This window comes from Bacteroidia bacterium, assembly GCA_019695265.1.
In the GTDB taxonomy this organism is placed as follows: Bacteria; Bacteroidota; Bacteroidia; order JAIBAJ01; family JAIBAJ01; genus JAIBAJ01.
In genome coordinates this window covers 1-23,129 of the sequence record JAIBAJ010000036.1, presented here as the reverse complement: position 1 = coordinate 23,129, position 23,129 = coordinate 1, and the positions used below count along the sequence as shown (strand labels likewise).

Sequence of the window (23,129 nt, the reverse complement as noted above, 5' to 3'; positions counted from 1 at the left end):
CGGCTAATCCTTTGATTGGCCGTTCTTTTTTTTACCATGAAACACATTTTATTGCTCTTTGTTGGATTACTTGGTATAAAATCCCTTCAGGCTCAAAAAAAACTGCCTGATTTCCGGCCTCAGGACCAACCACTTGCACCTGATTATTCCCAGGAAAAGTACTGGTCTGCCCTACCCTTCCGTTGGGATAAGGCCGATATTATTCCCAATGAAGAAACCTGGGTAAGTGATTCTCTAAAACTGGTTGACGTATTTTACATCTATCCCACCATTTATGGAAAAGGAAAAACCTGGTGCGCCGATGTAAACAACCAACGTTTAAATAAAAAAATTGATCGGCTTCCGGTTAAATTTCAAGCAACCGCCTTCAATAAAACTGCCAGAGTTTATGCCCCTCGATACCGACAAGGAATAATCAAATGCTTCTATGATTCTACCAATAATCCGGCATTAGCATTGGATTTTGCCTACCAGGATGTTAAACGGGCATTTGAATACTATTTAAAATACTACAACCAAGGTAGACCCATAATTATCGCTTCGCATAGCCAAGGTACCACCCATTCCAAACGATTATTAAAAGAATTTTTCGACAACCCGGAAATGAAAAAAAAACTGGTTGCCGCCTACTCCATTGGTTTTAACATGGACCCTAAAGATTATGAGGTTTTAAAACCATGTCAGGATTCTACCGATATTAACTGCTTTATTACCTGGTCCAGTTTTCGAATGAACCATATTCCGGATACAAGCTCCAAATTGATTGGAAAGGTTTGTATTAATCCAATTACCTGGAAAATGGACGAAAAGCCGGCTATAAGTCAAGGTGGAATTCTTTTGAATTTAAACCGAAACCGACATTTTATATCTCAAGCCCAAATTCATGGAAATTGGTTGTGGGTAAAAACAAATGCCCCCTTTGTCAGGTCATGGAAAAACTTGCATTTGGTTGATTATAACTTGTTTTGGCATAACATTCGGTCTAATGTGGAAACCAGAGTTTGGAATTACTTTCATCAAAAAAAGTAGACAATTCCTTCTTCTAAGACCTATATTTCCACCATTTTATTTCTCCCATTCCCTCATTCGGTTTATATTTACCCTTATCCTTTAAGCCGTAAACAAGTATTATTTAGCCATTACCTAAAACACCCTTTTTCCTTTACCCAAGGCTTGGCTCATCCTCCATCCCAATTGGTATATATTGAAAAAGTTCATCCGTTCGAATCTTATTGTTATTCCTTTTATGCGGGCCCCCTTCGCCTACCGGTTTTCACCAAACCTCCTGGCCAATGCAAAGGCTACGGGTCACGCTTTCAGCTGTAGTCCTCGTCGCACTTGGCTAGCGCCGCGTGCTCCTGTGGGCTACTTGCTTCAATCGTTGCCCGGGGTGCAAAACCCAACTACCGACTCCTTGACCTAACTTGAAAGGGCAAACAAAACCATTCAACATTTTAGTTAAAGCCTCCTCTTTTACTTCCTAATTTCCATCTGATTAACACAATTCTCCAAATCGCATTAGTTATGAAAATACAGTATAACTCCATGCTCCCTTTTAAACATTTATTTTCAATAAAATAGCCTCGTTTGTTGGTAAAAATCTATAACCTAATTGCACTTTATTTCAAGTCCTATTGGTAATAATTCTACTTTCGTATCTCCTATGAACACGATCGAATACATCATGGTTTCCAATTGGAACGGACATTGGGACAAGCTACCTGCCAAATATAAAAATTCATCCCTTTTTACCGAATCCATAATTCCTAAAGAACTTCAAGCTTTCCCAAAAGAAGCCTCTACCCTTTTCATTAAGCGAAGCAACGATGGAAGCAAGTTTGAAAAATCATGGATTGGCAAAACCGGTAACTTCCGGAAAGATCTGTTCAATGACCAACCGGCTATTCGATTTGATATTCTTGAATTAAAAGAAACCCAATGTCCGAATGAATTTCTGAACACCCCAACCGGCTGGCATCTGGCCAACCCAAAACCTGAAATTCAATCGACTAATCCTCCCAAAACTACCAATCCACTCCTTCCTTCATTCATTGAGGAAATGGAAACATGCGACCCGTTTACCTTTGAACTTCGCTGCTTCCAACTTCTTCGCCTCGTTGGAATTCACGACATCCATAAATTTCCCCAAGATGATAACCGGGGAAAAGCAGATGGATTTTTTCGCTTCCACTCCCTTTCTGTGATTTACGATGCAACCCTGGAACAAAACTTTCAAAAGAAGAAAGAGACCCAAATCGAAAATTACATTGCTCAACTGAAAAAGGAAAAAATCGAATTCAGAACCATTGCTTATACCATCAAAGATAGTCAAAAACAAGTCTGGATAATTACTAGAGGTAAAAACGTTCAACACATTAAAATTGAAGACCATATACGAGTGAAAGAAATCCCTTATACCAAATTGGTTCAATTGGTTGTCAAAAGACTTGAAACTGAAATTGGATTAGACGAACTTTGGGACGATCTCAAGGATTTGCATTAAACTTGAAAATCTTATCTTTCTTCCTTGAATATGAATCGGAGCAAGCAACTTTTCTATTTTGGGGTGGTAATAGCCGTTTTACTTGACCTGGCATTGTTTCTCTTCCTCTCCATTGCCCAAATGCAATACGATGATTTTTATACCGAAGAAAAAGGGAACTATGGCTCCTGGGCGGGCATGAGCACATTTGAAAAACTCACGGACTTTGGTTTTTATGCCTGGCTATTCATACACCTAGTGCTTATTAGTTTATGGCTTTTAAAAAAAATCAAAATCCTTGTAAAAACTAATCGCAATGTTTAATCTATAAGTTAGGTGCAATTTGCAATTCTGGAAAGGTAGAGTCTGCCGAAAATCAATTTAATGGTTTAAAAATATTTAAGGATTTAAAAAGGTATTTGGAAAGGATAGTACCTGGTTTTTAACCTAAACTTCCTGTATTCCTTGCAGTTTTAGGTATAGCTGAATTTTGTGCAAAATCTATTTAGCTGCCGGTTTACAACCTTGTAATCAGTTAGTTGGAGATTTAAAAGTTCCCACTTGCAGAAAAGTGATAGATACCTTTACACCTTGGGGTTGGCAATAAGGTACTAGGTTGCACCCCGGGCAACGATAGAGGTAAGTAGCCCACAGTACCACGACGGCGTTAGCCTAGTGGGACGAGGACTACAGCCGATAGCGTGACCCGAACGCCCATGCAGATTGATCGGGGTTTGGCAAAATACTTTTTGGGCGGAGGGGGCCCGCATAACAGGAATTAAAAAAAATTATCGTTTCCTTCCGGTTGACATTTGAAGGTAACTCTATTTGGCCGAAAAAATCGGAAAATCACCAAATCTTTACCGGAACTTCTTTCTTAATTTCTATCAAACCAACTTCTTTGTCTTGTTAGCTTTAAATCCTGCAACAAACCGGCCTTGGGTTGAACCGTTAACATAAAGCTTTGTTGCTGTCCAAATGGCACCCAGTTAAACTTTATCTCCCAACAGTGTAGATCTCTGTAAATATTAATAGTTGAGGTAGTCATCTTCTTATTTACAAAATCATAACCACTAGTAAACTGAATCTTCCATTTCGGAGTTAAATTAAAATCTCCACTCAAAGTCATGGCCTGAGTAACCAGACTTTTTTTGGCTGCTTCAGTGGCATACAAATTAAAATTTCTGGAATAGTTTAAATTATACTGAACGCTGATATTCCATGGAATATTAAAATCCAAAAACTCATCTAAATGTGAATTAATATAATCCAACTGATCTTGTGAGCCATAATTGGAAACCTTAGGAGCTTGTCCGGCAGCTTTGTTAAAATTAAAATTCAATGCCAAAGAAGCCCGGGTAAATCGCAACAACTTTTTCTGTTGTTCAATCATGTATCGCCTGGTTAATTGTCCCTTTTCATTGGTAGCGTAGGGCGACCAATTCATGCTATAATTTACCCCTACTCTACCATTGAACAAGGTAGTAACGGCTCTCATGGCAATATCTGAGAGTCGGTTTGAATCAGCCAAAAAGTTATAGCTACCGGTAAATCCAAGCTGATCCAGTAATTTCACTTTTTTGGAAGCTGTGGTTGTATCCTTCTTGCCCGGTTTCATTTTCATTTCCAAATTGTTCATCAAAGAAAAATTCAGAGCTCCCTGTTTTCCGGAAGGGGCAGGACCATAAACACCACGTTCATGTTTATTGTATTGGATGGTTTTTCCGGATACAGGTCCAACTAAATACTCATTTTCTGTTAAATCCGGACGATAATTAAAGGTAATACTGGGTGTCATGGTATGCCTTATGGCTTCCACCTTACCTTTAAACCGGAACATACCATACACCACTGTAGTAAGAGAAACAGATCCTCCCAAATCGGCGTTTGGGAAAAAACCATATTTCTGTTCGGTAATAAGCTTTTCATAATCTACACCGGCAGTATCAGTAAGAACCTCAAAACGTTTGGTAATTGTTTTAAAATCGAACCTCGAACTGGCATTAATGGAAGGGGTTAAGGTAAAATATTTCAAAACCTTGAAATTTGTACTTAAACTTCCCTGATGCTGAAAGCCATAGTTCATATTCGTATCCAGGGACTTTTTGGAAAAGAAGGTTGAATCCACGGCAGAGTATGTATTTCGGCCATTTAAATTGTAGGTTAAACCAATTTTTTCATACCATTTCTGTGCACCAACCTGCACCTTTCTGGCGAAAGGAAAAACCCGCTGCATGTTTAATTGCAACTGAGGCAGAGTAACATTGATAACCTTGGTTTGGGTATTTTGATCATGCGTGGCATTTAAAACCAGGTTTAATGGAGTTCCTGCAAATGTTTTAGAATAGGAAATATTGGATTTGAAGGTATTTGTTAGAAAATTATTGACATTGCTAACTGCAGAAACATTTCGGGTATAGGCCGTATTGGTACCGGCATTAATTTCCCCTGAAAACACTGAATTGGGTCGGGCTTTGGGATCCTGAACATGTTTCCATTTAACAAAATAGTTTCGGGTTACCCGATAATCGGGCAGTTCCTTACTGGATTGAATAAAACTGTTGTGACTTAAATCTAAGTTTCCGGAGTATTTGTAACGCTTTTTATAAGCAGTTCCAACTCTAACTCCAAAGCTACCCTGGGTGTAAATATCACCTGTAATTTGCATGGTAACTTTATCACTAATCCCTATAAAGTATCCAATGTTTCTAAGAAAAAATCCTTGTCCTGGTGAGGAACCCGGTTGAGGAAGAATCAATCCGGATTTTTGTTTTTGGGTATTTGGAAAAAAGCCAAAAGGTACAACCAGAGGCGAAGGCACTTTTTCAAAGGCGATAAAGGCCGGTCCTGTCACAATTTTATCATTCTGAATAACTTTCAGTTTATTGGCCTGAATATAAAAGTGTGGGTCATCATCTAAACAGGTACTGTATTTACCATTTTTCACAAAGATGCTTTTATCGTCAATTTTCTTGACAATTTCTCCATGCAACTTACCTTCACCTTGGGTTGTAATTACCTTTTTGGTTCTACCCTTTTTTGTTTGGAAATTATAAACCATTTCATGGCTGTTATAGGTTTGGCCTGCATCTACCATTACAGGTAATTCTGTTTCATGGCCCAAGCTATCCAACAAAGGCTTAGCTGTAATTTCATTGGTATTCCAATTTATTTCGATATAACCGGCGTTTACCTTAACATCTTCATAGGTAATTTGGGCATCTCCGTACAAATAAATCAATTTGGTATCCACCTCAAACCGAATGCTATCCCTCGCTGAATATTCCACCTTTGATTTCAACTTTTCTTCCTTTGGTTTTAACGAATCTTTTTTAGCCGGAATGGTATCAGAACTTACCAACAAGGTATCCTTTTCGGCTTTTTCAGGGACAGCAATTAATTGGTTATGTACTGCTTGAATGGAATCCACCTTGGTTGAATCCGACAAATCCACCGCCAACTTTCGTCCAAATTTAGTGTTTGAAACGGGTAGATTTTGAGCCATAACCCCTACCCCAACCAGCCAGAAAAAACTTAGCAACAACAGGCATTTCAGGCCCTTCAATGGTCGGATATGGAACAAATGCTGATACAAGGCTAAATGCGGCTGCGAATATCGGTTAATTTCTGCTTGGTTTTTGTATCTATTTCGTCCATATGAATTGCAACTAATTTGTTATTACCGGAAATTCCACCCATACCTTTTCCGGCACATCCTCCTTTAGACCTCTGGAATTAAGAAAAGTTGCTTACCTAAAAGTAGTTGAGCCAATTAACATGGCAACTCATGTGGGCTATTCTCCTTAACTCTTTATTCACAAAATTTATTCGATTTTCTTGGCAAGTCATTTGTATTCAGGCAAAAAACTTCCATCTTTGCTGACAGAATATTCAACCTATCACGTTAACCAACTACCAATACTTCAAAAAGTGAGAAAACTAGCTCTTTTTCTATTTTCGATTGTCATCTTTGGATTAAATTCCTCATTTAAACTCGTTGAGAAAAAGGCAAAATTTGCCATTAAAACCGTTGTAATTGATGCCGGCCACGGAGGACATGACACCGGATGTCTGGGCTCCAGCACAAGAGAAAAGGATATGGCATTAAAGGTTGCCCTTAAATTGGGCAAATTGATCGAAGACAATTTTGGCGAAGTAGATGTTGTTTATACCCGCAAAACAGACACCTTTATCGAATTGCACAAGCGGGCAGAAATTGCCAATAAAAACAATGCAGATTTATTTATTTGTATCCACTTTAACTCCGGAGGTAAAACTGCTTATGGAGCCGAAACCTATGCCATGGGTTTGCATAAATCGGCCGATAACCTGGAAGTAGCGAAACGTGAAAACTCCTCCATTTTACAAGAACAAGACTATTTGAAAAAATACGATGGCTTTGACCCCAATTCAGAAGAAGCAACCATCATTTTCAGTCTGTATCAAAATGCAAATTTGGATCAAAGTCTTGCCTTTGCATCCAAAATTCAGGAAAAGTTCAAGAAAACAGGTCGCTTCGATCGCGGAGTTAAACAAGCCGGTTTCCTTGTTTTATGGAGAACCAACATGCCTGCTGTTTTAATTGAATCCGGATTCTTAACCAACAAAGATGAACAAGCCTATTTTAAATCCGGTAATGGTATAAATAAAACTGCCGTTAGTATTTTCAAAGCATTTAGAGAGTATAAAGCACAGTCCGAAGGCGAAACCATACCTAAAGACGACGATCCATTCCTAGGACAAGAAGAAATGGGTAAGCTTGAAACCTATAAAACAGCCGAAGCGGAGCCTTCAGAAAAAAAGGAAATTAACCCTGAAACAACCGAAGTTCCGGATAGTTTTAAACTTAGAAACCTGAAGTCAGATTCCTTACAAGCTAAGAAAATGTCCAAAACTGAATTGGAAGAGTACAAACAGGAATTGCAAAAAGAAAAGTTGAAAACAGAAATGGAAATTGCTGAATTGAAATTAAAAAAAGGTATCAAAGATCCGGTTACTCCTGTAAATGAAGTTAAACCAGTAAACCCCATTCCGGCCGAAGGAGTTTGCTATCGGGTGCAATTTTACTCTTCCGGTCAACAAATGTCTTTGAATAGCCCGAAATTTAAAGGATTGGATCAGATTTTTGAATACAGCGATAAAGGAATGTACAAATACACAACCGGTATGTTCGACAACTTTGCCGAAGCCTTAAAATTTCAAGGCATGGTAAGAAAGGCAGGATTTGCAGATGCCTTCGTAGTAGGGTTAAATGGTAATAAGCGAATAACTGTTGATGAAGCCAAAAAAGCCTTAGGTAAATAAGGAAAGCATTTTATCCTGAAAGCTGATGTAGCTATCGTTTTGAGGATTTTAAATACGAAATGACAAGGGTTTTAAATTAAACGGATTGCAAATTGGAAAATCTTATTTTTTCAATGGATTTTTATTGAAAATCTAGGCTTCTTCACCATCCTTAAAGGGTCTTCTTTGAATCCATTCAGTCTGCTTTAAATTGGAAAAAATAGGCGGTACCAATCGATTAAATAATGCATTTGGACTTTTAGCCAATAAGGTCATTTGATCCGGAACAGCGCCTAAAGTGCTTTTTATTTCCAAGGCTGTTCTTCCTAAATACAACCAATTTGAACCAGCGTCCAATGCCTGTTTCAAAAAGTCATATAACATGTTTTGATAAAGCCCATAGGTCTGGTTATATTCATAATCTAACCCAACAAAATGTGCTTCCACTTTTTTACTCCAAACAAAGGAAGAACTAAAACCTACTAATTTATTTTCAATAAAATAGGCCCTAAACAGAAAGGCATCTTCCAGATTTTTCTTTAATTCAATAAAATAGTTTTCCGGTACCTTCAACAAATTAAAGCCTGCCTTTTCCTCCACATTCAGGTACAATCGCTTAATTTGATCGTAATGTTTTACCAAGTCTTCAAGTCCAAAATACCTGCTTTCAACTCCTTTAAATTTCTTTTCACATGACCGAACCCTAACCCTATATTTAGATGAAAAAAGAGCCACAAATTCTTCCATGGTCTTAATGCCCTCCGGAATTTGCAATACCATATTCGGATCAACATGAAAAGGAAAATAATTCTTCTCTTTTAGTCCTGCTACCAATACTTCTTGATTTTCTGAAAAATCCTTCACCAAAATGCCTTGGATTTTCTTTCCGTCTTTCTTGGATTGCATAATTTTTTGAATGGCAGTATCTAGAACTAAACTAAAATTATCATTCGGAAAACCATTCACGAAACAAAATCCATAATCACCGCTGATATAACAATTACCGGCAACTAAAAGGCGTAATTGAATATTTTTAAATCCGGCAGAAACCGTATTCTTGAGCTTATCAAAAAGGTTAAGGGTGTTATTTAATTGAGAAGTTTCCACATTGGCATTCATGTCTGCCAAACTGAAATCAAATTCCTGAAAATAAAATACACCAACCGGCAAGGTTTGATGGTATACAATACAATAATGGAATGCCATGTTTTGCGTTGGCATAGCCTCAACTGCTGCTAAATACGGTATAGTTAATAGTAATTTCTCTTCACCAATTACTGAATTCCAATGATCAAACGGTAAATCATAAACAGACTGAAAAATGGCCAAATCCAAGTTGGAATCGCCCATTGGACAAACACAACCAAGTTTATGAAAATTAATAAATTTTTGAGTTAAGCCCTGCAAAGAAAACATGGGCCTAAAGTAGTGTATTTGCCATTTCTATTCCAGCAGCACCTGATAATCAACGAGCTGTTTAGGAATTATTATGAAAAAACTACTTCAATTGAATAACCAAGAATACGGTATTCCAGTTTCTGAAATTAATAGGTTGCCATTCTAACCAACCCTATCAAAACATTAATAATCATGAACAAAGCCAACAATCCTAAACCCAAAACCGGAACTAAAACACATCCCATCATAGTACAACTCAATCGTTCGCTTGCCTTTTCTTTAGAATCCGGATCAAAAAAGGTAAACCCTTTGTTTGTTTTTTCGGGTTCGATACTATTCTCCATTCTTTTCTGCATTAAAAAGGCTTAGACGCAAATTCTTCGAAAGATTTTGACGTCTAAGCCTCTGAAAATTTTATTCAATTAGGCGGTTACCACATTCATTCTATCCAACACATCGCACACCTCTTTAACGGCTTTCGCTGATTCGTTTAGCAATTGTTTTTCTTCTTCGTTTAATTTCAATTCAATAATTTGCTCAACGCCGTTTTTACCTAACTTAACCGGTACACCAAGGTAAATGTCTTTTAATCCGTATTCTCCTTGCAACCAAACACAACATGGGAAAATACGATTCTGGTTGCGAACAATACTTTCAACCATTTGAGCTGCTGCAGCACCAGGAGCATACCATGCAGAGGTTCCCATCAAATTTACCAACTCTCCACCACCTGTTTTGGTACGTTGAATAATTGCATCCAAAGTAGCTTTATCCAATAATTCTGTAACAGGAATACCTGCAACAGTTGTATAACGTGGTAACGGAACCATGGTATCACCATGTCCACCCATTAATACTGCCTGGATTTCTTTAGGAGAAGTATTCAAAGCATCAGCTAAAAATGCACGGTAACGGGCTGTATCCAAAATTCCGGCCATACCAATTACTTTGCTGCTATCTACCTTGGCTGTCAAATAAGCACAATAGGTCATTACATCCAAAGGATTGCTAACCACAATAATTTTAGCATCCGGTGAATATTTTATTACGTTCTCTGTAACTGATTTTACAATGCCGGCATTAATTGAAATTAAATCATCACGGCTCATTCCGGGTTTACGTGGCAAACCGGATGTAATTACCACCACTTCTGAACCTGCTGTACGCGCATAATCATTGGTAACTCCAATGGTACGAGTGTCATAGTTCTCAATTCCGGCCGATTGCCAAATATCCAAAGATTTACCTTCAGCAATACCTTCTTTAATGTCCAACAAAATTACTTCGTTGGCCAACTCTTTGTGTGCGATAACGTTTGCACAGGTTGCACCCACATTACCTGCACCTACTACTGTGATTTTCATGTTGATTTTATATTGTAATTACAGAATTTATTTTGGTCTGCGAAAGTAGACATCTATACTCACCTGAACAAAGAAAATTGGCTTATTTTATATGAACTTATCAACCTTTATCTGCTTATTTCCTTTACATCTGCTCAATTTGTTTACTTAACCCCGCCCTGATCTATCCAGGTTTTAACTAATTCCAATTCGCAACTTCCTAAATTCCCACTGGGTGGCATTGGATTGCCTTTGGAAATTAATTGAATATACAACAAACTTCCTCCTGAATTTCCCGGTTTTACATATCCAGAACCCTGACTTAATAGCTGGCTATAACTGCTTGTATCTGACAAATTTAATCCACCTGCCGGAACCCCTCCCTGGTGACAGCCCGAACCCAAACAGTTTTGTTCCACCATAGGACGAATATGCTGTTCATAAGATAAACCTGAAGGATTATTCTCACAATTATCCTTGGTGGTACAGGAAGATAACAAAACCCAAAACAGTATGAATAGTTTAGTCTTCATATCCTATCATGGTAGCAGCTTGTAGTTTTAAATCCTGAGACAAACTGGTACTATTCCCACCAACACCAACTACTTGTAAATCACTTGTTTTCCAATCTAACCCGGATAACAATTTCCCAAAGTCAATCTCCAAATGAACGAAATGGGTTTGACCCGGAATAATGGAATAATTCTTAACAGGTAACACAACTTGTTGGTAATGGTTAGAAGTACCAAGTTGAAAATCAAAAGGTTTCCATTGTGTTGAATCCGGATTTCCTGCCAAACTGGTATCTACTTTTCCAACAAAATGGATGTATTTCCGTCCATCCACCTGAGGATTAGTACTAAACCACATTCCTTCATCTCCTAAAACCTGGTCGCCGGCAACAGATTCCCGGGTGTTTTGTGAAGCATCCAATCCAATATAAAATCTTACTCCATTGTAATTTCCGGCAGGCGCATCGCCAAGTTCATACGCCTCAATTCCTCGTTCAGTTAAAATAATCTTTCCATCTAAAGGCACCAAGGTACCATCCTTTTTTTGCAATTCAATATGTGAAATATACATCCTTGCCTTTTGAACCAATACCCCCCGCCCATCAGGCATGGTATCCTTTAATCCATAAGCCGGAATCTCACGAACTCCCAAGGTTGAATGCATATGAAATTCAATTTTTCCGTACGCTGAGGTATCTATGGGCTCTTCTTTGCCACAGCCAATAAGGATAAACGCGGAAATTACTCCTAAAATAAAATTGCTTGTTTTCATTTTTTTTCTTTAAAAAGTTATAGTCCAACTTGCATTTATTCCCCACTTATTCCGGAGTTGAATGCCGTTGTTGTTTTGATAAACAGGACCACCAAATTCTACCCCAAACTTTTGCTTTGGCAATAATTTTTGAGGTAAATGAAAATTAACACCTCCAAATAAATTCGACCTGAATCCCCCATAATTAATAGGGTTGGTTCCGGGTTCCTGATAAGCATACAAACCGGAATCCATTCCTTTGATGGTTCCGCTAGCCAAAGTTTGACTTCGGATATTTAAACTTAACCAATTCCAAATTTGTCTGCCTCCCCAAACATTAACCTCCAATTCATTTCCCCATCGATATCCCCATTTGTTTTTATAAGGACGAATGGTGTAATAAGCCTGAGCTCCGGCACTCCAATTTTCAGTATCAAATAAATAGGTTAGCCCAGGCTGAATATCCACTGTGCCCGTCCCCAATTGCATCATATAGGGCATTCGGGAATTAAAGTAAACAGCCATCGCCTCATCTCGTTTACCAATACTACCGGTTGGAATGCTAATTCCTAAACTGGGAACTATCCTACTTCTCATATCATCGTAAGCATGATACAACAACATGAACCTGGTATCCGAAAATCCCAGTGAAGCTGAATTCATAGTCAACATGTCACCGGTACCAACCATGTCTTCGTGGTGATGCATGGCCATGGCATACATTTCCATATCCATGGTTTGTCCAACAAAATTGGCCATACCCATCACCGTAAAGGAAGGACTAATTCCATACATTACCATAAGCATATGCATTTGCATCTGCATAGTGGTAGGTGCCATTAAATAGGTATTAAAAGCGGTTTCGGAAGTAATCCCTTGTCTGCCTTGGGCCAATTGATTCATGTCCATAAACATAAATCGATATGAAACCATCCAGGAATTGCTGGCATGGTGGTGTCCGAACATTAATCCTGCCGGACTTCTGTCTTCCCCATCACAGGTGCAAACCCTAGCCGAATCACAACTTTGTGACCATGCCATTGGGATTCCTAAATGCAGGAGAAGGATTACGAAAGTAAAATTTCTTAAAATCATCAGTTATTAATTAGTTGAACTAATATCCAATTGCTTTCAATCGGATGGTCTGTTTCAAACTAATGGCTGAGGTGGTGGCGAATCCCTTTCCGACAATGCGGCAGGAATAAAAGGTAAATAAAGCCACAAGGTTCGGGAAGAAAACTCCGAATAAACCGGCAACTCCCATTCCAATTCAAACCCTAAATCATATTCTTCTAATAAGTTATTTAGCTGATATCCCGAAGGCTTAGAACCTTCATCTCCTGCCTTCTTCAACTGATTTTTTAAATGACAACTTCCCTTGCAACAACTGCCCGCCTTCTCTTTATTGACGCATAATACCTTGGTAATGTAGTTGTAATTTAAGGCATAATCCACAAACGGAGCATACGATCGAAACAAACCGACACTATATAAAACCAACATCCACAACACTAATACCCTATGAATGCTATGAATTCCTTGTTCTTTCACTGTGCAAAAATAAACCTTTTCCTTTCACCTGATTCCTGAGTAAAATCAATTAATTCCTATGTGTGCAATCATGTTTTATTGTGGACTTCCTTTTTCACTGGCAGGATTAATTATTGCTTGTAATACTTTCTCCACCAATTTTGAAAAACCAATAAGTTCCAAACATGGGTGGCGCTATCTCCCGGATTGTTCGACAACATTCGTTGAACAATAGCTTGAACCTTATCATTATGAAAAACACCTTGCTCCTTAATAAACTTAGGAGCTAAATAATCATCCGTTATTTTACTCTTCAATTCAGTTCTGAACCATTTCAATAGAGGAACTTCAAAACCCTGCTTATTTCTGGTGTATAGTTCCTGAGGAAGAACTGATCTAAATGCATCCCGCAAAATACGTTTTCTTCCACTGGCATCAATTTTATAGGTATCTGGTAGTGAAAAAATGAAATCTACGACCCTATAATCCAAAAACGGAACCCGAACTTCCAAACTATTGGCCATACTCATTAAATCTACTTTCACCAACATATCGTTTTGCAATACCAATTCCATGTCTGTTTTAAAAACTGCATTCATTCCCGGTTCTGCTTTCAAATGTCTCAGCAGCTTCATTTTCCTAACTTCAAATTCAACCTCATTCGTTCTAACAAGTAAATCCCTGGCATCCTGCTCCGGCATAAAGGATGCCCATTGCCAATACCGTTCACTCCAATCCAAATCCAATGCCTTACTATATTTTTCCAATTGCCTGATTCGATTGCTCCATTTTCCATTCCTGGAACTTGGCAAGGCAGACCAGAATGGAGCCGACATGGATAACAAGGAATTAAAGACATTCTTTTCTGCAGCCCTTCTTAATGCTTCGTGTTTATTATAACCTCCTAACATTTCATCGGCACCATCGCCACTTAATGCAACCGTTACATGTTTTCGGGTATGCATACTTAAAATGTGAACGTTTAAGGCTGAAGAGTCCGCAAAAGGTTCGTCGATATAATCTAAAACTGCATGCAAATTGGCATACAAATCATCGTTTGTTAATGAAAAAACAGTATGGTTGGTCCCAAATTTCCTGGCAACTAAATTGGCATACTCGGTTTCATCAAATAAAGGTTCGTCTTTGAAACCAATGGAAAAGGTATTTAATCGGGAAGTATGACGCGATGCCAAGGCCACCACCACCGAACTATCTATCCCTCCGCTTAAAAATGATCCCAATGGAACATCCGAAATTAACCTTCGCTGTACCGCATCTTCTAATAATTCAACCAATTGCTGTTGTGCCCGCTCATAACTTGGAGTCTGTCCTGAACTTCCTTGCTTCAACTCATAATACCGCCCAGTACTCAATTCATTGTTCTTGATTTCCAAAAAGGATCCCGGCTCTAACTTTTTCACTTGCCTAAATACCGAATGCGGCCCGGGAATGTAATTGAATTGAAAATAAGCCTGCAACGATGTATCGTCTAAAACCTTAGGAATCCCCCATGCCATTAAGGCCTTCATCTCCGAACTAAATATCAAACAACCTTCATCCAAAAAGTATAAAAATGGCTTAATCCCATACCGATCCCTAGCCATGAATAAAGTATCTTCCTGAGCATCATAAACCGCAAATGCAAAAAAACCATTCAACTTACTTAGGCAATCCTTTCCATTTTCAATAAATTGATAAAGAAGAACTTCCGTATCACTAGTTGATTTAAAAGTATAAGTACCTGCTAAATCATTTTTCAGATCTTGATAATTAAAAATCTCACCATTAAAAACCAAAGTATATCGTCCACTTTCATCGGTAAAAGGTTGTGAAGCAGAAGTGGAAGTATCTATGATGGAAAGCCTGGCATGTCCTAAAATTGCTTTGTCAAATTTCGCTAAACCATTCCCATCCGGACCTCGCAATTCCATTGTTTTTAATGCTTTGGATGCATTTTCAAAATAAGCATTTCCTGCCGGCTGCAAAGCATAAATTCCCGTAATTCCACACATATCAATTGAGGCTTCAAATTAGGTGATTAGGCAAAGATACTTCAATTGTGAAACATACAAACAGGCTAAATTGGGTCTGCTGAATAATTCAAACCGGTTCCAATTCCCAATGAAATCACCCTCTACTTTTTCATATTTCCCGAAAATGAATTGATTTTATTTTGTTTTTATGCGGGTACCTTCGCCATGAAAGCACTACAATGACCCCATTTTTTTGGGGGGCTCAGGTCCGGGCTATCCGCTGCAAGTCCTCACCCGAAAGTGTTCGGGTTGTGGGCTTTCCGCTTCTATCCCTACCCGACCTAAACCCGAAATTTTGCACTTTTAACCCAGTTTACGCATTAGAAATGCATAAACGAGTAAGAATTTGTAAATCAATTTATTTGTCTAAATTGATACCAACTTCTTCCCGAAATGCGTCGGGAGGGGTAAACCCAACTAATAGCCATTCTCCACTAAACCTTATTTAAAAAGAGAAATCGGACCTTTATTTTTTTATTCAATAATAGACACAAAAAAACTTCTTTACCTGTGAAGGCCCGGTAAAAGCTAGAATGCCCGGGGCTTAGTCCGGTTAGGGATAGAGGCAAGTAGCCCACAGGAGACCCATGGCGCTAGCCTGGGGCGACGAGGACTACAGCCGATAGCCCGACCATGAGCCTTACGATACCCATTGAAATGCACAACTATTTTTGGCGAATGGGAACCGCCCAATCAATCTAAAACTAAGACTAGCATAAATTTTGGCCTAAATTCCCGACATGGTATTTTTACCCCACCACCCCACTTTCGTAAAACCTAATGCCATGCTCTTCCAACTCCGACAAAATGGGCAAGTAAAAATCCTTAGTCAAAGGAATACAAACACCGCGTTCCTGAATTCGATCTTCTAAAACCAATTTGGAAGCCATGGCCAAAGGTAAACCCACGGTTTTTGCCATCGCAGTATGCAAGGAATCTTGTCCGTTTATATCCAAGGTGGAAGTAAGAACATGGTGTTGTCCATCCAATTCATAACCAAACAAATGTTGCATTACTACCCTATCCTTGTCTTTGTCCTGCATAGCCCAACTTTTTTCCAGCAACGATTGCAGCATATCGGCCACACTTCCACCAACCGGTTCCAAAGCCTTAGCTTCAAACAAGCCTGTACTTTCCACCAGGTTTTGAAGTTCCAACTCCTCTTCCACGGTTAATTGTTCCAGAAAACGACCATGATTGGGTCTTAAACTATCCATTAATTCAAGGTAAGTTCTAACCTTGGGATCGGGATAAAATTTGGCATCTGTTAAACCTGCCTGAACAATAAAATTCCACAACTTGCAAAATCCCGGATAACGCAAAGTGCCTCTAATCATGGTTTTCACCTCCGGAATTCCGTAGGTTTGTATATAACTTAAACTATCCCTGTTGGCATAAGCATCAAATTGTTCGCCTCCAAAAATGCCAATTGTCTCAATATCGGTAAAAATGCGGTGGTATGGAATAAATTTGGTCTTACCCTTCCATAAAAAGCTGGCCGTTGCTTGTCCGGCCAATATCACATTGCGGGGGTTCCAAGAAAACTTATATCCAAACGGATTGTCGATATCTTCTTTTGCCACTAAACCGCCACAATACGATTTAAATTCGGTCAATTCTCCACCATGCTTGCGTATTTCATCCATCACCTTCATCGCACTCATGTGATCGATGCCGGGATCTAAACCGCATTCATTTAAAAACAAAAGTCCTTTGGATTTGGCTTCTTGATCCAAGGCTTTAATTTCCGGCGAAACATAAGAGGCAGTTACTAAGTGCTTGTGATGTGCCAAACAAACATGAGCAGCCAGAATATGCAAAGCGGGAGGTAACAAGGAAATAACCAAATCAGAACCTGCAATTGCCTGAGACAATGCCGGTGCGTCGGTTACATCTAATGCCATTGCTTTTCCGTATGGTCGATTCCCTAACTTAGCTTGTGCGGCCTCCAGAGAAACATCTCCAATGCTAAGTTCCCACTTGCCTTTTGAATTTTCTAGTAAATAATCAATTAAATATACCGAGCTTCTGCCGGCTCCTAACAACAAAATCTTTTTCATGAATTAGCTTTATTTTCCTTATAATCAGCATTGCTGCGGATTAATCCCAAACATTGATTTATTGCATAAAGACTTGCAATTTGAATATTGCGTTCTCGATTATGCCCTAATTGGTATTTTTTAATCACCCTGTTTCCGGTTACATCCCCTACTCCAATCCACACCGTTCCAACCGGCTTTTCATCGCTTCCACCGTCCGGACCTGCAATGCCGGAAATGGCAATACTGTAATAGGTTCCAAACTTTTTTAAAGCTCCGGAAATCATTTGATTTACGGTTTCTTCGCTCACCGCTCCGTGGATTTCCAGTGTTGAAGAACTTACCCCTAATTCTTGTTCTTTTACTTGATTACTGTAAGCAACAACAGAACCTATAAAAAATGTCGAAGATCCGGGCAAGGAGCTAAGATGAGCCGCTATTGTTCCTCCGGTGCAACTTTCAGCCGTTGAAATGGTTCGTTTAGATTGGGTTAGTTCCTCATGTATCAGTTTGGGTAAGGTGTCGGAATCATAACCAAAAATATAAGTTGAAATAAGAGGCTTTAGTTTGTTTACTTGTTCCAACACCTCGGACTCTAATACTGCTTGGTTGTTACCAGTTCCGGTCAATCTCAACCTCACATAACCGGGCGAAGGCAAATAGGCCAGTTTTATATGGGATGGTAAAGCATCTTCCCAATCTGAAATTAATTCAGAAAGATAGCTTTCACCAATTCCCATGGTTAAAATGGTTTTATGAAAAATGGCCTGGGTTTTAAAAAAGGATTGTAATCTGGGAAGTACCTCATCTTTCATAATTCCCTTCATCTCGTAGGGCACGCCTGGCATTGATACTAAAACTTTTCCCTGGTTTTCAAACCACATTCCGGGGGCAGTTCCATTGGCATTAAAGAGGGTGGTACAAAGCTCAGGCAATTGAGCCTGTAGTTTATTTAATTCACTAAGGGTTCTACCAAAACGTTGAAAAATCTGAATTAAATGCAGGTGAACATTCTCATCAAATCGATAACCGCACTGAAAATATTCACACAAAGTTGTTTTGGTTATATCATCCTTGGTTGGTCCTAATCCACCTGTTACCAAAACTATATCGGCTCGTTGCTGGGCTTCTTTCAAGGCGGTCAAAATCGCCTGCTTGTCGTCCGAAATACTGGTAATTTGCTTAACCTTTATTCCAATTAAATTTAATTGTTCTCCCATCCAAGCAGAATTGGTATCAACCACCTGCCCAATTAACAATTCATCCCCAATGGTAATTAGCTCCGCAACTAACATGACCTACTTTTTAAACTTCAACACCTTAGCAGTATAGTTTCCTTTCTCGGTTTTAATACTAACCTGATACAGTCCTTGCTCTAAATCAACCGGCAAATCCAAATGAATGGTATTGATGGCATTGTGAAAAACATGCTTAGCCGATTTATAAATACTTTTTCCAAGCAAATCACAAACTTCAATCAAAATCAACTGGTTTTGGGTTGAATAAAATCTTAAATCCAATTCTCCATCAAATGGATTAGGGAATGCAAATAACAATTCATCCGACAGTGCACTTTGAGGCTTGGGGCTATCCATTAATATCAATGCATAAGAAAAATTGGGTATTCCATATCCTAATAAGGAATCCGGTTCATTATACTGGCTGGAACATTGTTCAATAAGATTCTTCATTTCCCAAGCAGTTAAAGTGGGTAAGGCTTGCCATAAACATGCTGCAAGGCCTGAAATAATTGGAGAAGCGAAGGAAGTTCCATTTCCTTGCAACACTTCGCCTTGGGTTGTAATGTAACTGGTTTTAAACCCTTTTGCCGAAACATTGGGCTTTATTGCTCCATCAGCCGCAGGACCACGTCCACTTAACGAGGCATGATTTCCCAAAGAATCTACACCACCCACTGCCAATGCACTATCCGCATCGGCAGGAGAAACTACTCTACCCCAAGCGGAATTGCCTTCATTGCCTTGACTAACCACCACCAAAATTCCTTTCGAAGCCGCCTTGTTTGCACCTTTCGACGAAATATTGGTTTGTCCGTCCATGTCGGAAAAACTATGGTTCATAAAACTTTGATCAAACAAATTATACCCCAACGAGGAGTTTATGATATCTGCTCCCAAACTATCTGCCAACTCGGCACCAATTACCCAATTGTATTCTTCTATAATGTTTTCAGTTCCGGCATCCTCCGTTCTGATAAGGGCAAAATCTGCATCAGGACCTGAACCGATTAACTGTCCGGGCAAATGACCGGCGATAATTGAAAGCACATAGGCACCGTGCGCAGAAATCGAACTAACGGTCGGATCTCCACCCGGTGTCACAATATCTTTCACCATGGTAATACCGTTTCGTGCATTTAAACTATCAAAGCCCGGATTGGAAAAAGCAAACGGAAAACCTGCATCCAAAACGGCTATAAGCTTGCCTTGTCCTTTAAACCCTGCATTGTGCAAACCTAAAGCACCAACCATATTCAATTGATTATACGAAGCGCCATAATCGCTTTCCAGCCAATCTTGTTCAACCTTAAAAGAAGCCTGGTTGTCCAAATCTTTCCATTTGGGCTGACTATTTCCACCACCCTGCATGGCAACAGGCTGATAATTCACTACAAAAGGTAAGGCCTGAACTGCTGCTAAAGCATTAGCATCTAAAGTTTGAATAATAACGCCATTCAACCATTTACTGCGGGCAATTACGGTAACCCCCGTAGCTGCAACTTGTTGTACATAGTTTGGATCAACCGGTAAATCATACCAATCCAATGCAATGTTCTGATTCTGTCTGCGCTGTATTGCCCTATCACTCAAAAATTGCTGTGGATCAGATAATGAATACGGGGTTTGATCTTTATCGGTAAATGGAACAAAATACTTGGAGTTAATTTGCCCCTTGCCTTCCATGGGTAAACCAAATAAAACCAAGCCTAGGATTCCAAACCCAAAACGTATTATACTTTTAAATAAAGTCTTCATTATCTGAAAAATAAATCCGAAACCGATAATATTCCAAAAACTACACTTGCCCATCCATTGGTGGTGGCAAAAGCTAAATTTACCCTGCTTAAATCGTTGGGCTTCACAATGCTGTGCTGATAAACCAACAAGGAAATAAAAATGGAATAACCTAACCAATATATCATTCCAAAATCGCCTACAAAACCAGCCGAAAACAACGATAATGCACAAAACAAATGCAAAAACTCCGATAAACGCAACGCATTTTTCCCACCTAACCAAACCGGAATGGAAAACAATCCTTGACCCCGATCAAAATCCTCATCCTGCAATGCATATATTATGTCAAATCCACTAACCCAAAACATGACCCCAAAACTAAATAATACGGGCAGCAATTCAAACTTTCCACTCACCGCCAAGAACGAACCAATAGGGGAAAGCGAAAGCCCAACACCTAATACCAGGTGACAAAGAGGAGTAAAACGCTTGGTAAAACTATAACCTAAAATCACCAACAAGGCAACAGGCGATAAACTAAAACAAAGCAGATTTATAAACCAGGTGGTACCTATAAATAACAAGGCATTAATCACCACAAACCACAAGGCAGAATCGGCAGTAATGAGTCCTGCAGGAATTTCCCGAATGGCGGTTCTTGGATTGGCAGCATCAAATTTGCGATCTATATACCGATTAAAAGCCATAGCTGCACTTCTCGCAAATACCATACACATTAACACTTTTACCAAAATGGACCAGTCAAAAGAATAGTGAAATTTGTAAATGGCCAGAAAAAATCCAATCAAGGCAAAAGGCAAAGCAAATACCGTATGGCTAAACTTAATCAGACTGAGGTATTTTTGAATTCTATTCATACGTGTTTAAAATACTTAATTCGATCGGTTCCAAGCATTTCCATCGAATCGGGTGCAAAGGTAAGTAATGGAGCTTGAACACCTTGCAAAAGATTAGTACTACTTTCAACAACTCGTATTTCATCCCAGCAATCCGCTTCCAAAAAACTATTTAAAACGCTTGCCCCTCCTTCAACCAAAACCGAACTTATTCCTTCTTTATGCAAGGTTTGTAACACAGACCTAAGCTCCATCTTCGGAAAATAATTTCCGGACTTTCCCTCCTGCCCTTTCGTTCCAAACAAATATTTGGTTGACTTATTTTCCCAAATATTCCAATTCCCTTCCTTGTAACCCAACACAACAACAGCAGGCGATGGCTCAAAACCAAACCTGGCATCTAACCTTGGATTGTCCTTCACCAAGGTATTTTTACCTATTAAAATAGCTTGTTCTTCACTCCTCCACTTATGAACCAATCTCGAACTCATTACCGAACTTATTCTGGTTGGGGCCTCACCTGCGTCCCTATTCCGATCAATAAAACCATCCGAACTTTGTGCCCATTTTAACACCACAAACGGGCGCTTTTTCTGATGATACGTAAAAAATCGCTTATTTAACTCTTTACTTTCTTTCTCCAAAACCCCAACTTCAACCGATATTCCTGCATCCCTGAGCTTTTTAATTCCCATTCCATTCACTTCTTTGTAACTATCTTCACAACCAATCACAACTCGTTTAATCGCATGTTGTACAATTAAATCAGCACAAGGTGGAGTTTTACCATGATGAGAACAAGGCTCTAAATTCACATATAATGTTGATTCGGATAAAAGACTTAAATCAGAAACGGAAGCAATGGCATTTACCTCCGCATGGGCCTGTCCATAAGCGTGGTGATATCCTTCACCTATAATTTTTCCGGCATGCACAATGACCGAGCCCACCAGTGGATTGGTTTTTGTTCGTCCAAGCCCTAGTTTAGCCAGTTGCAAACAACGAAGCATATAGTCTTTATCTTCTTCCATCAGAATGCAAAGGTACATACCATAGTGTAAGGTGTAGGTATGGATTTCTTGGTTTTTGTTTTTTTGGCGGGTCCCATTCGCCTTCCAAAACTTTACCTCCTTCCCTCCTACCTGCAAAGGCTCATGGTCGGGCTTTCCGTTTCAAGTCCTCGCCCCGAAAGTGTTCGGGGCTGTGGGCTTTCCACTTCTATCCCTACCCGACGCGTTCTACAAATGAATGCAAGTAACAAAAGCCATTGCTTTCTATATCTATGATCAAAACAGCAGGTTTCTTCAATTTGAATATGAACAGTCGAAACGTTAAAGAAACCTAAGCAACCTTCCTGTCGCAATTTTTTTTCGATTTTTACCTCACCATGAAACAAACTTTACTCATTTATTTCGCCACTGCAGCCGGATTCTTTGCCTTGGATATGCTTTGGCTCGGACTCATCGCCAAAAACTTTTATCGGGAAAAACTAGGGTTCATTTTTACCGGCGAGGTAGATTGGCGGGCTGCTGCACTTTTTTACATTCTTTACCTCGGTGGCTTAGTGTATTTTGGGGTTATTCCCGGACTCAAAGATTCCCAATGGACCACAGCACTTTTTAATTCGGCCCTTTATGGTTTTGTTTGTTATGCCACCTATGACCTTACCAACAAGGCAACCATAAAGCAATGGCCTTGGTTGGTGGTAGGTATCGATTTGCTTTGGGGGGTAGTTGTTTCTTCTTTTGCCGGAATTATTGGCTACTGGGTAGGTACAAGGTGACGACCTTACGGGTTTGCACCCTCGGGCAACGACAGTTTGTCTAATAACCACTTTTAGACGCCATTTTACGTTTAATATCCTTCAAAATGGTTCGATTTAAGAGCATCTAATTTGAAAAACTTTAAATTCAACCAGTTTAG

19 protein-coding genes are annotated in these 23,129 nt (G+C 39.3%); 5 read left to right on the top strand and 14 right to left on the bottom strand.

Going from position 1 to position 23,129, the window contains the following annotated elements:
- Positions 1 to 36 precede the first annotated feature (36 nt).
- The 3 genes from K1X82_07215 (at position 37) to K1X82_07205 (ending at position 2,806) form a co-directional block, all read left to right on the top strand.
- Positions 37 to 1,029, top strand: coding sequence for a DUF3089 domain-containing protein (locus K1X82_07215; protein ID MBX7181884.1), 993 nt, complete (start codon positions 37 to 39; stop codon positions 1,027 to 1,029).
- A gap of 634 nt (positions 1,030 to 1,663) precedes the next feature.
- On the top strand, positions 1,664 to 2,503 hold the full coding sequence (locus K1X82_07210; protein MBX7181883.1) for a hypothetical protein: 840 nt from the start codon (positions 1,664 to 1,666) through the stop codon (positions 2,501 to 2,503).
- A gap of 30 nt (positions 2,504 to 2,533) precedes the next feature.
- Positions 2,534 to 2,806, top strand: a complete 273-nt coding sequence (locus K1X82_07205) for a hypothetical protein (GenBank protein MBX7181882.1) — start codon at positions 2,534 to 2,536, stop codon at positions 2,804 to 2,806.
- A gap of 553 nt (positions 2,807 to 3,359) precedes the next feature.
- Here K1X82_07205 and K1X82_07200 read toward each other — a convergent pair.
- Entirely contained in the window at positions 3,360 to 5,987 is a 2,628-nt protein-coding gene (locus K1X82_07200) for a hypothetical protein (GenBank protein MBX7181881.1), read from the bottom strand.
- Positions 5,988 to 6,412: 425 nt separating this feature from the next.
- Here K1X82_07200 and K1X82_07195 point away from each other — a divergent pair, with 425 nt between their 5' ends.
- The gene (locus K1X82_07195; GenBank protein MBX7181880.1) at positions 6,413 to 7,786 is read left to right on the top strand and encodes an N-acetylmuramoyl-L-alanine amidase; all 1,374 of its coding nucleotides are present in this window, start codon (positions 6,413 to 6,415) and stop codon (positions 7,784 to 7,786) included.
- A 132-nt stretch (positions 7,787 to 7,918) separates the two neighbouring features.
- Here K1X82_07195 and K1X82_07190 read toward each other — a convergent pair whose 3' ends face one another.
- The 13 genes from K1X82_07190 to ribD form a co-directional block, all read right to left on the bottom strand.
- A complete protein-coding gene (locus K1X82_07190) occupies positions 7,919 to 9,181 on the bottom strand; it encodes a hypothetical protein (GenBank protein MBX7181879.1) in 1,263 nt (420 codons plus the stop codon).
- Between the two features lie 128 nt (positions 9,182 to 9,309).
- Positions 9,310 to 9,507 (bottom strand): hypothetical protein, encoded by a 198-nt coding sequence (locus tag K1X82_07185; GenBank protein MBX7181878.1) that lies wholly within the window; start codon positions 9,505 to 9,507, stop codon positions 9,310 to 9,312.
- 78 nt (positions 9,508 to 9,585) lie between these two features.
- Entirely contained in the window at positions 9,586 to 10,527 is a 942-nt protein-coding gene (gene mdh, locus K1X82_07180) for a malate dehydrogenase (GenBank protein ID MBX7181877.1), read from the bottom strand.
- 143 nt (positions 10,528 to 10,670) lie between these two features.
- Positions 10,671 to 11,039: a hypothetical protein gene (locus K1X82_07175; GenBank protein ID MBX7181876.1), complete on the bottom strand. Its 369-nt coding sequence runs from the start codon at positions 11,037 to 11,039 to the stop codon at positions 10,671 to 10,673.
- Positions 11,029 to 11,790 carry a hypothetical protein gene (locus K1X82_07170; protein MBX7181875.1) on the bottom strand — a complete coding sequence of 254 codons (762 nt, stop codon included), beginning with the start codon at positions 11,788 to 11,790 and terminating at the stop codon, positions 11,029 to 11,031. The genes K1X82_07175 and K1X82_07170 overlap by 11 nt, the downstream gene beginning before the upstream one ends.
- Positions 11,791 to 11,799: 9 nt before the next feature.
- Complete coding sequence (locus K1X82_07165) at positions 11,800 to 12,864, bottom strand: hypothetical protein (GenBank protein MBX7181874.1); 1,065 nt, start codon at positions 12,862 to 12,864, stop codon at positions 11,800 to 11,802.
- Positions 12,865 to 12,918: 54 nt separating this feature from the next.
- Positions 12,919 to 13,320 (bottom strand): hypothetical protein, encoded by a 402-nt coding sequence (locus tag K1X82_07160; GenBank protein ID MBX7181873.1) that lies wholly within the window; start codon positions 13,318 to 13,320, stop codon positions 12,919 to 12,921.
- Positions 13,321 to 13,430: 110 nt separating this feature from the next.
- Positions 13,431 to 15,311, bottom strand: a complete 1,881-nt coding sequence (gene asnB, locus K1X82_07155; protein MBX7181872.1) for an asparagine synthase (glutamine-hydrolyzing) — start codon at positions 15,309 to 15,311, stop codon at positions 13,431 to 13,433.
- Positions 15,312 to 16,081: 770 nt separating this feature from the next.
- Positions 16,082 to 17,392, bottom strand: coding sequence for a saccharopine dehydrogenase NADP-binding domain-containing protein (locus K1X82_07150; GenBank protein MBX7181871.1), 1,311 nt, complete (start codon positions 17,390 to 17,392; stop codon positions 16,082 to 16,084).
- The gene (locus tag K1X82_07145) at positions 17,389 to 18,666 is read right to left on the bottom strand and encodes a competence/damage-inducible protein A (protein ID MBX7181870.1); all 1,278 of its coding nucleotides are present in this window, start codon (positions 18,664 to 18,666) and stop codon (positions 17,389 to 17,391) included. Before K1X82_07145 ends, K1X82_07150 begins: the two co-directional genes overlap by 4 nt.
- Positions 18,667 to 18,669: 3 nt before the next feature.
- A complete protein-coding gene (locus tag K1X82_07140) occupies positions 18,670 to 20,367 on the bottom strand; it encodes a S8 family peptidase (GenBank protein ID MBX7181869.1) in 1,698 nt (565 codons plus the stop codon).
- On the bottom strand, positions 20,367 to 21,227 hold the full coding sequence (gene ubiA, locus K1X82_07135) for a putative 4-hydroxybenzoate polyprenyltransferase (GenBank protein MBX7181868.1): 861 nt from the start codon (positions 21,225 to 21,227) through the stop codon (positions 20,367 to 20,369). The genes K1X82_07140 and ubiA overlap by 1 nt, the downstream gene beginning before the upstream one ends.
- The gene (gene ribD, locus K1X82_07130; protein ID MBX7181867.1) at positions 21,224 to 22,240 is read right to left on the bottom strand and encodes a bifunctional diaminohydroxyphosphoribosylaminopyrimidine deaminase/5-amino-6-(5-phosphoribosylamino)uracil reductase RibD; all 1,017 of its coding nucleotides are present in this window, start codon (positions 22,238 to 22,240) and stop codon (positions 21,224 to 21,226) included. Before ribD ends, ubiA begins: the two co-directional genes overlap by 4 nt.
- Positions 22,241 to 22,593: 353 nt before the next feature.
- On the opposite strand from ribD, the gene K1X82_07125 reads away from it, so the two are divergent.
- On the top strand, positions 22,594 to 22,989 hold the full coding sequence (locus K1X82_07125) for a DUF2177 family protein (protein MBX7181866.1): 396 nt from the start codon (positions 22,594 to 22,596) through the stop codon (positions 22,987 to 22,989).
- Positions 22,990 to 23,129: the final 140 nt, after the last annotated feature.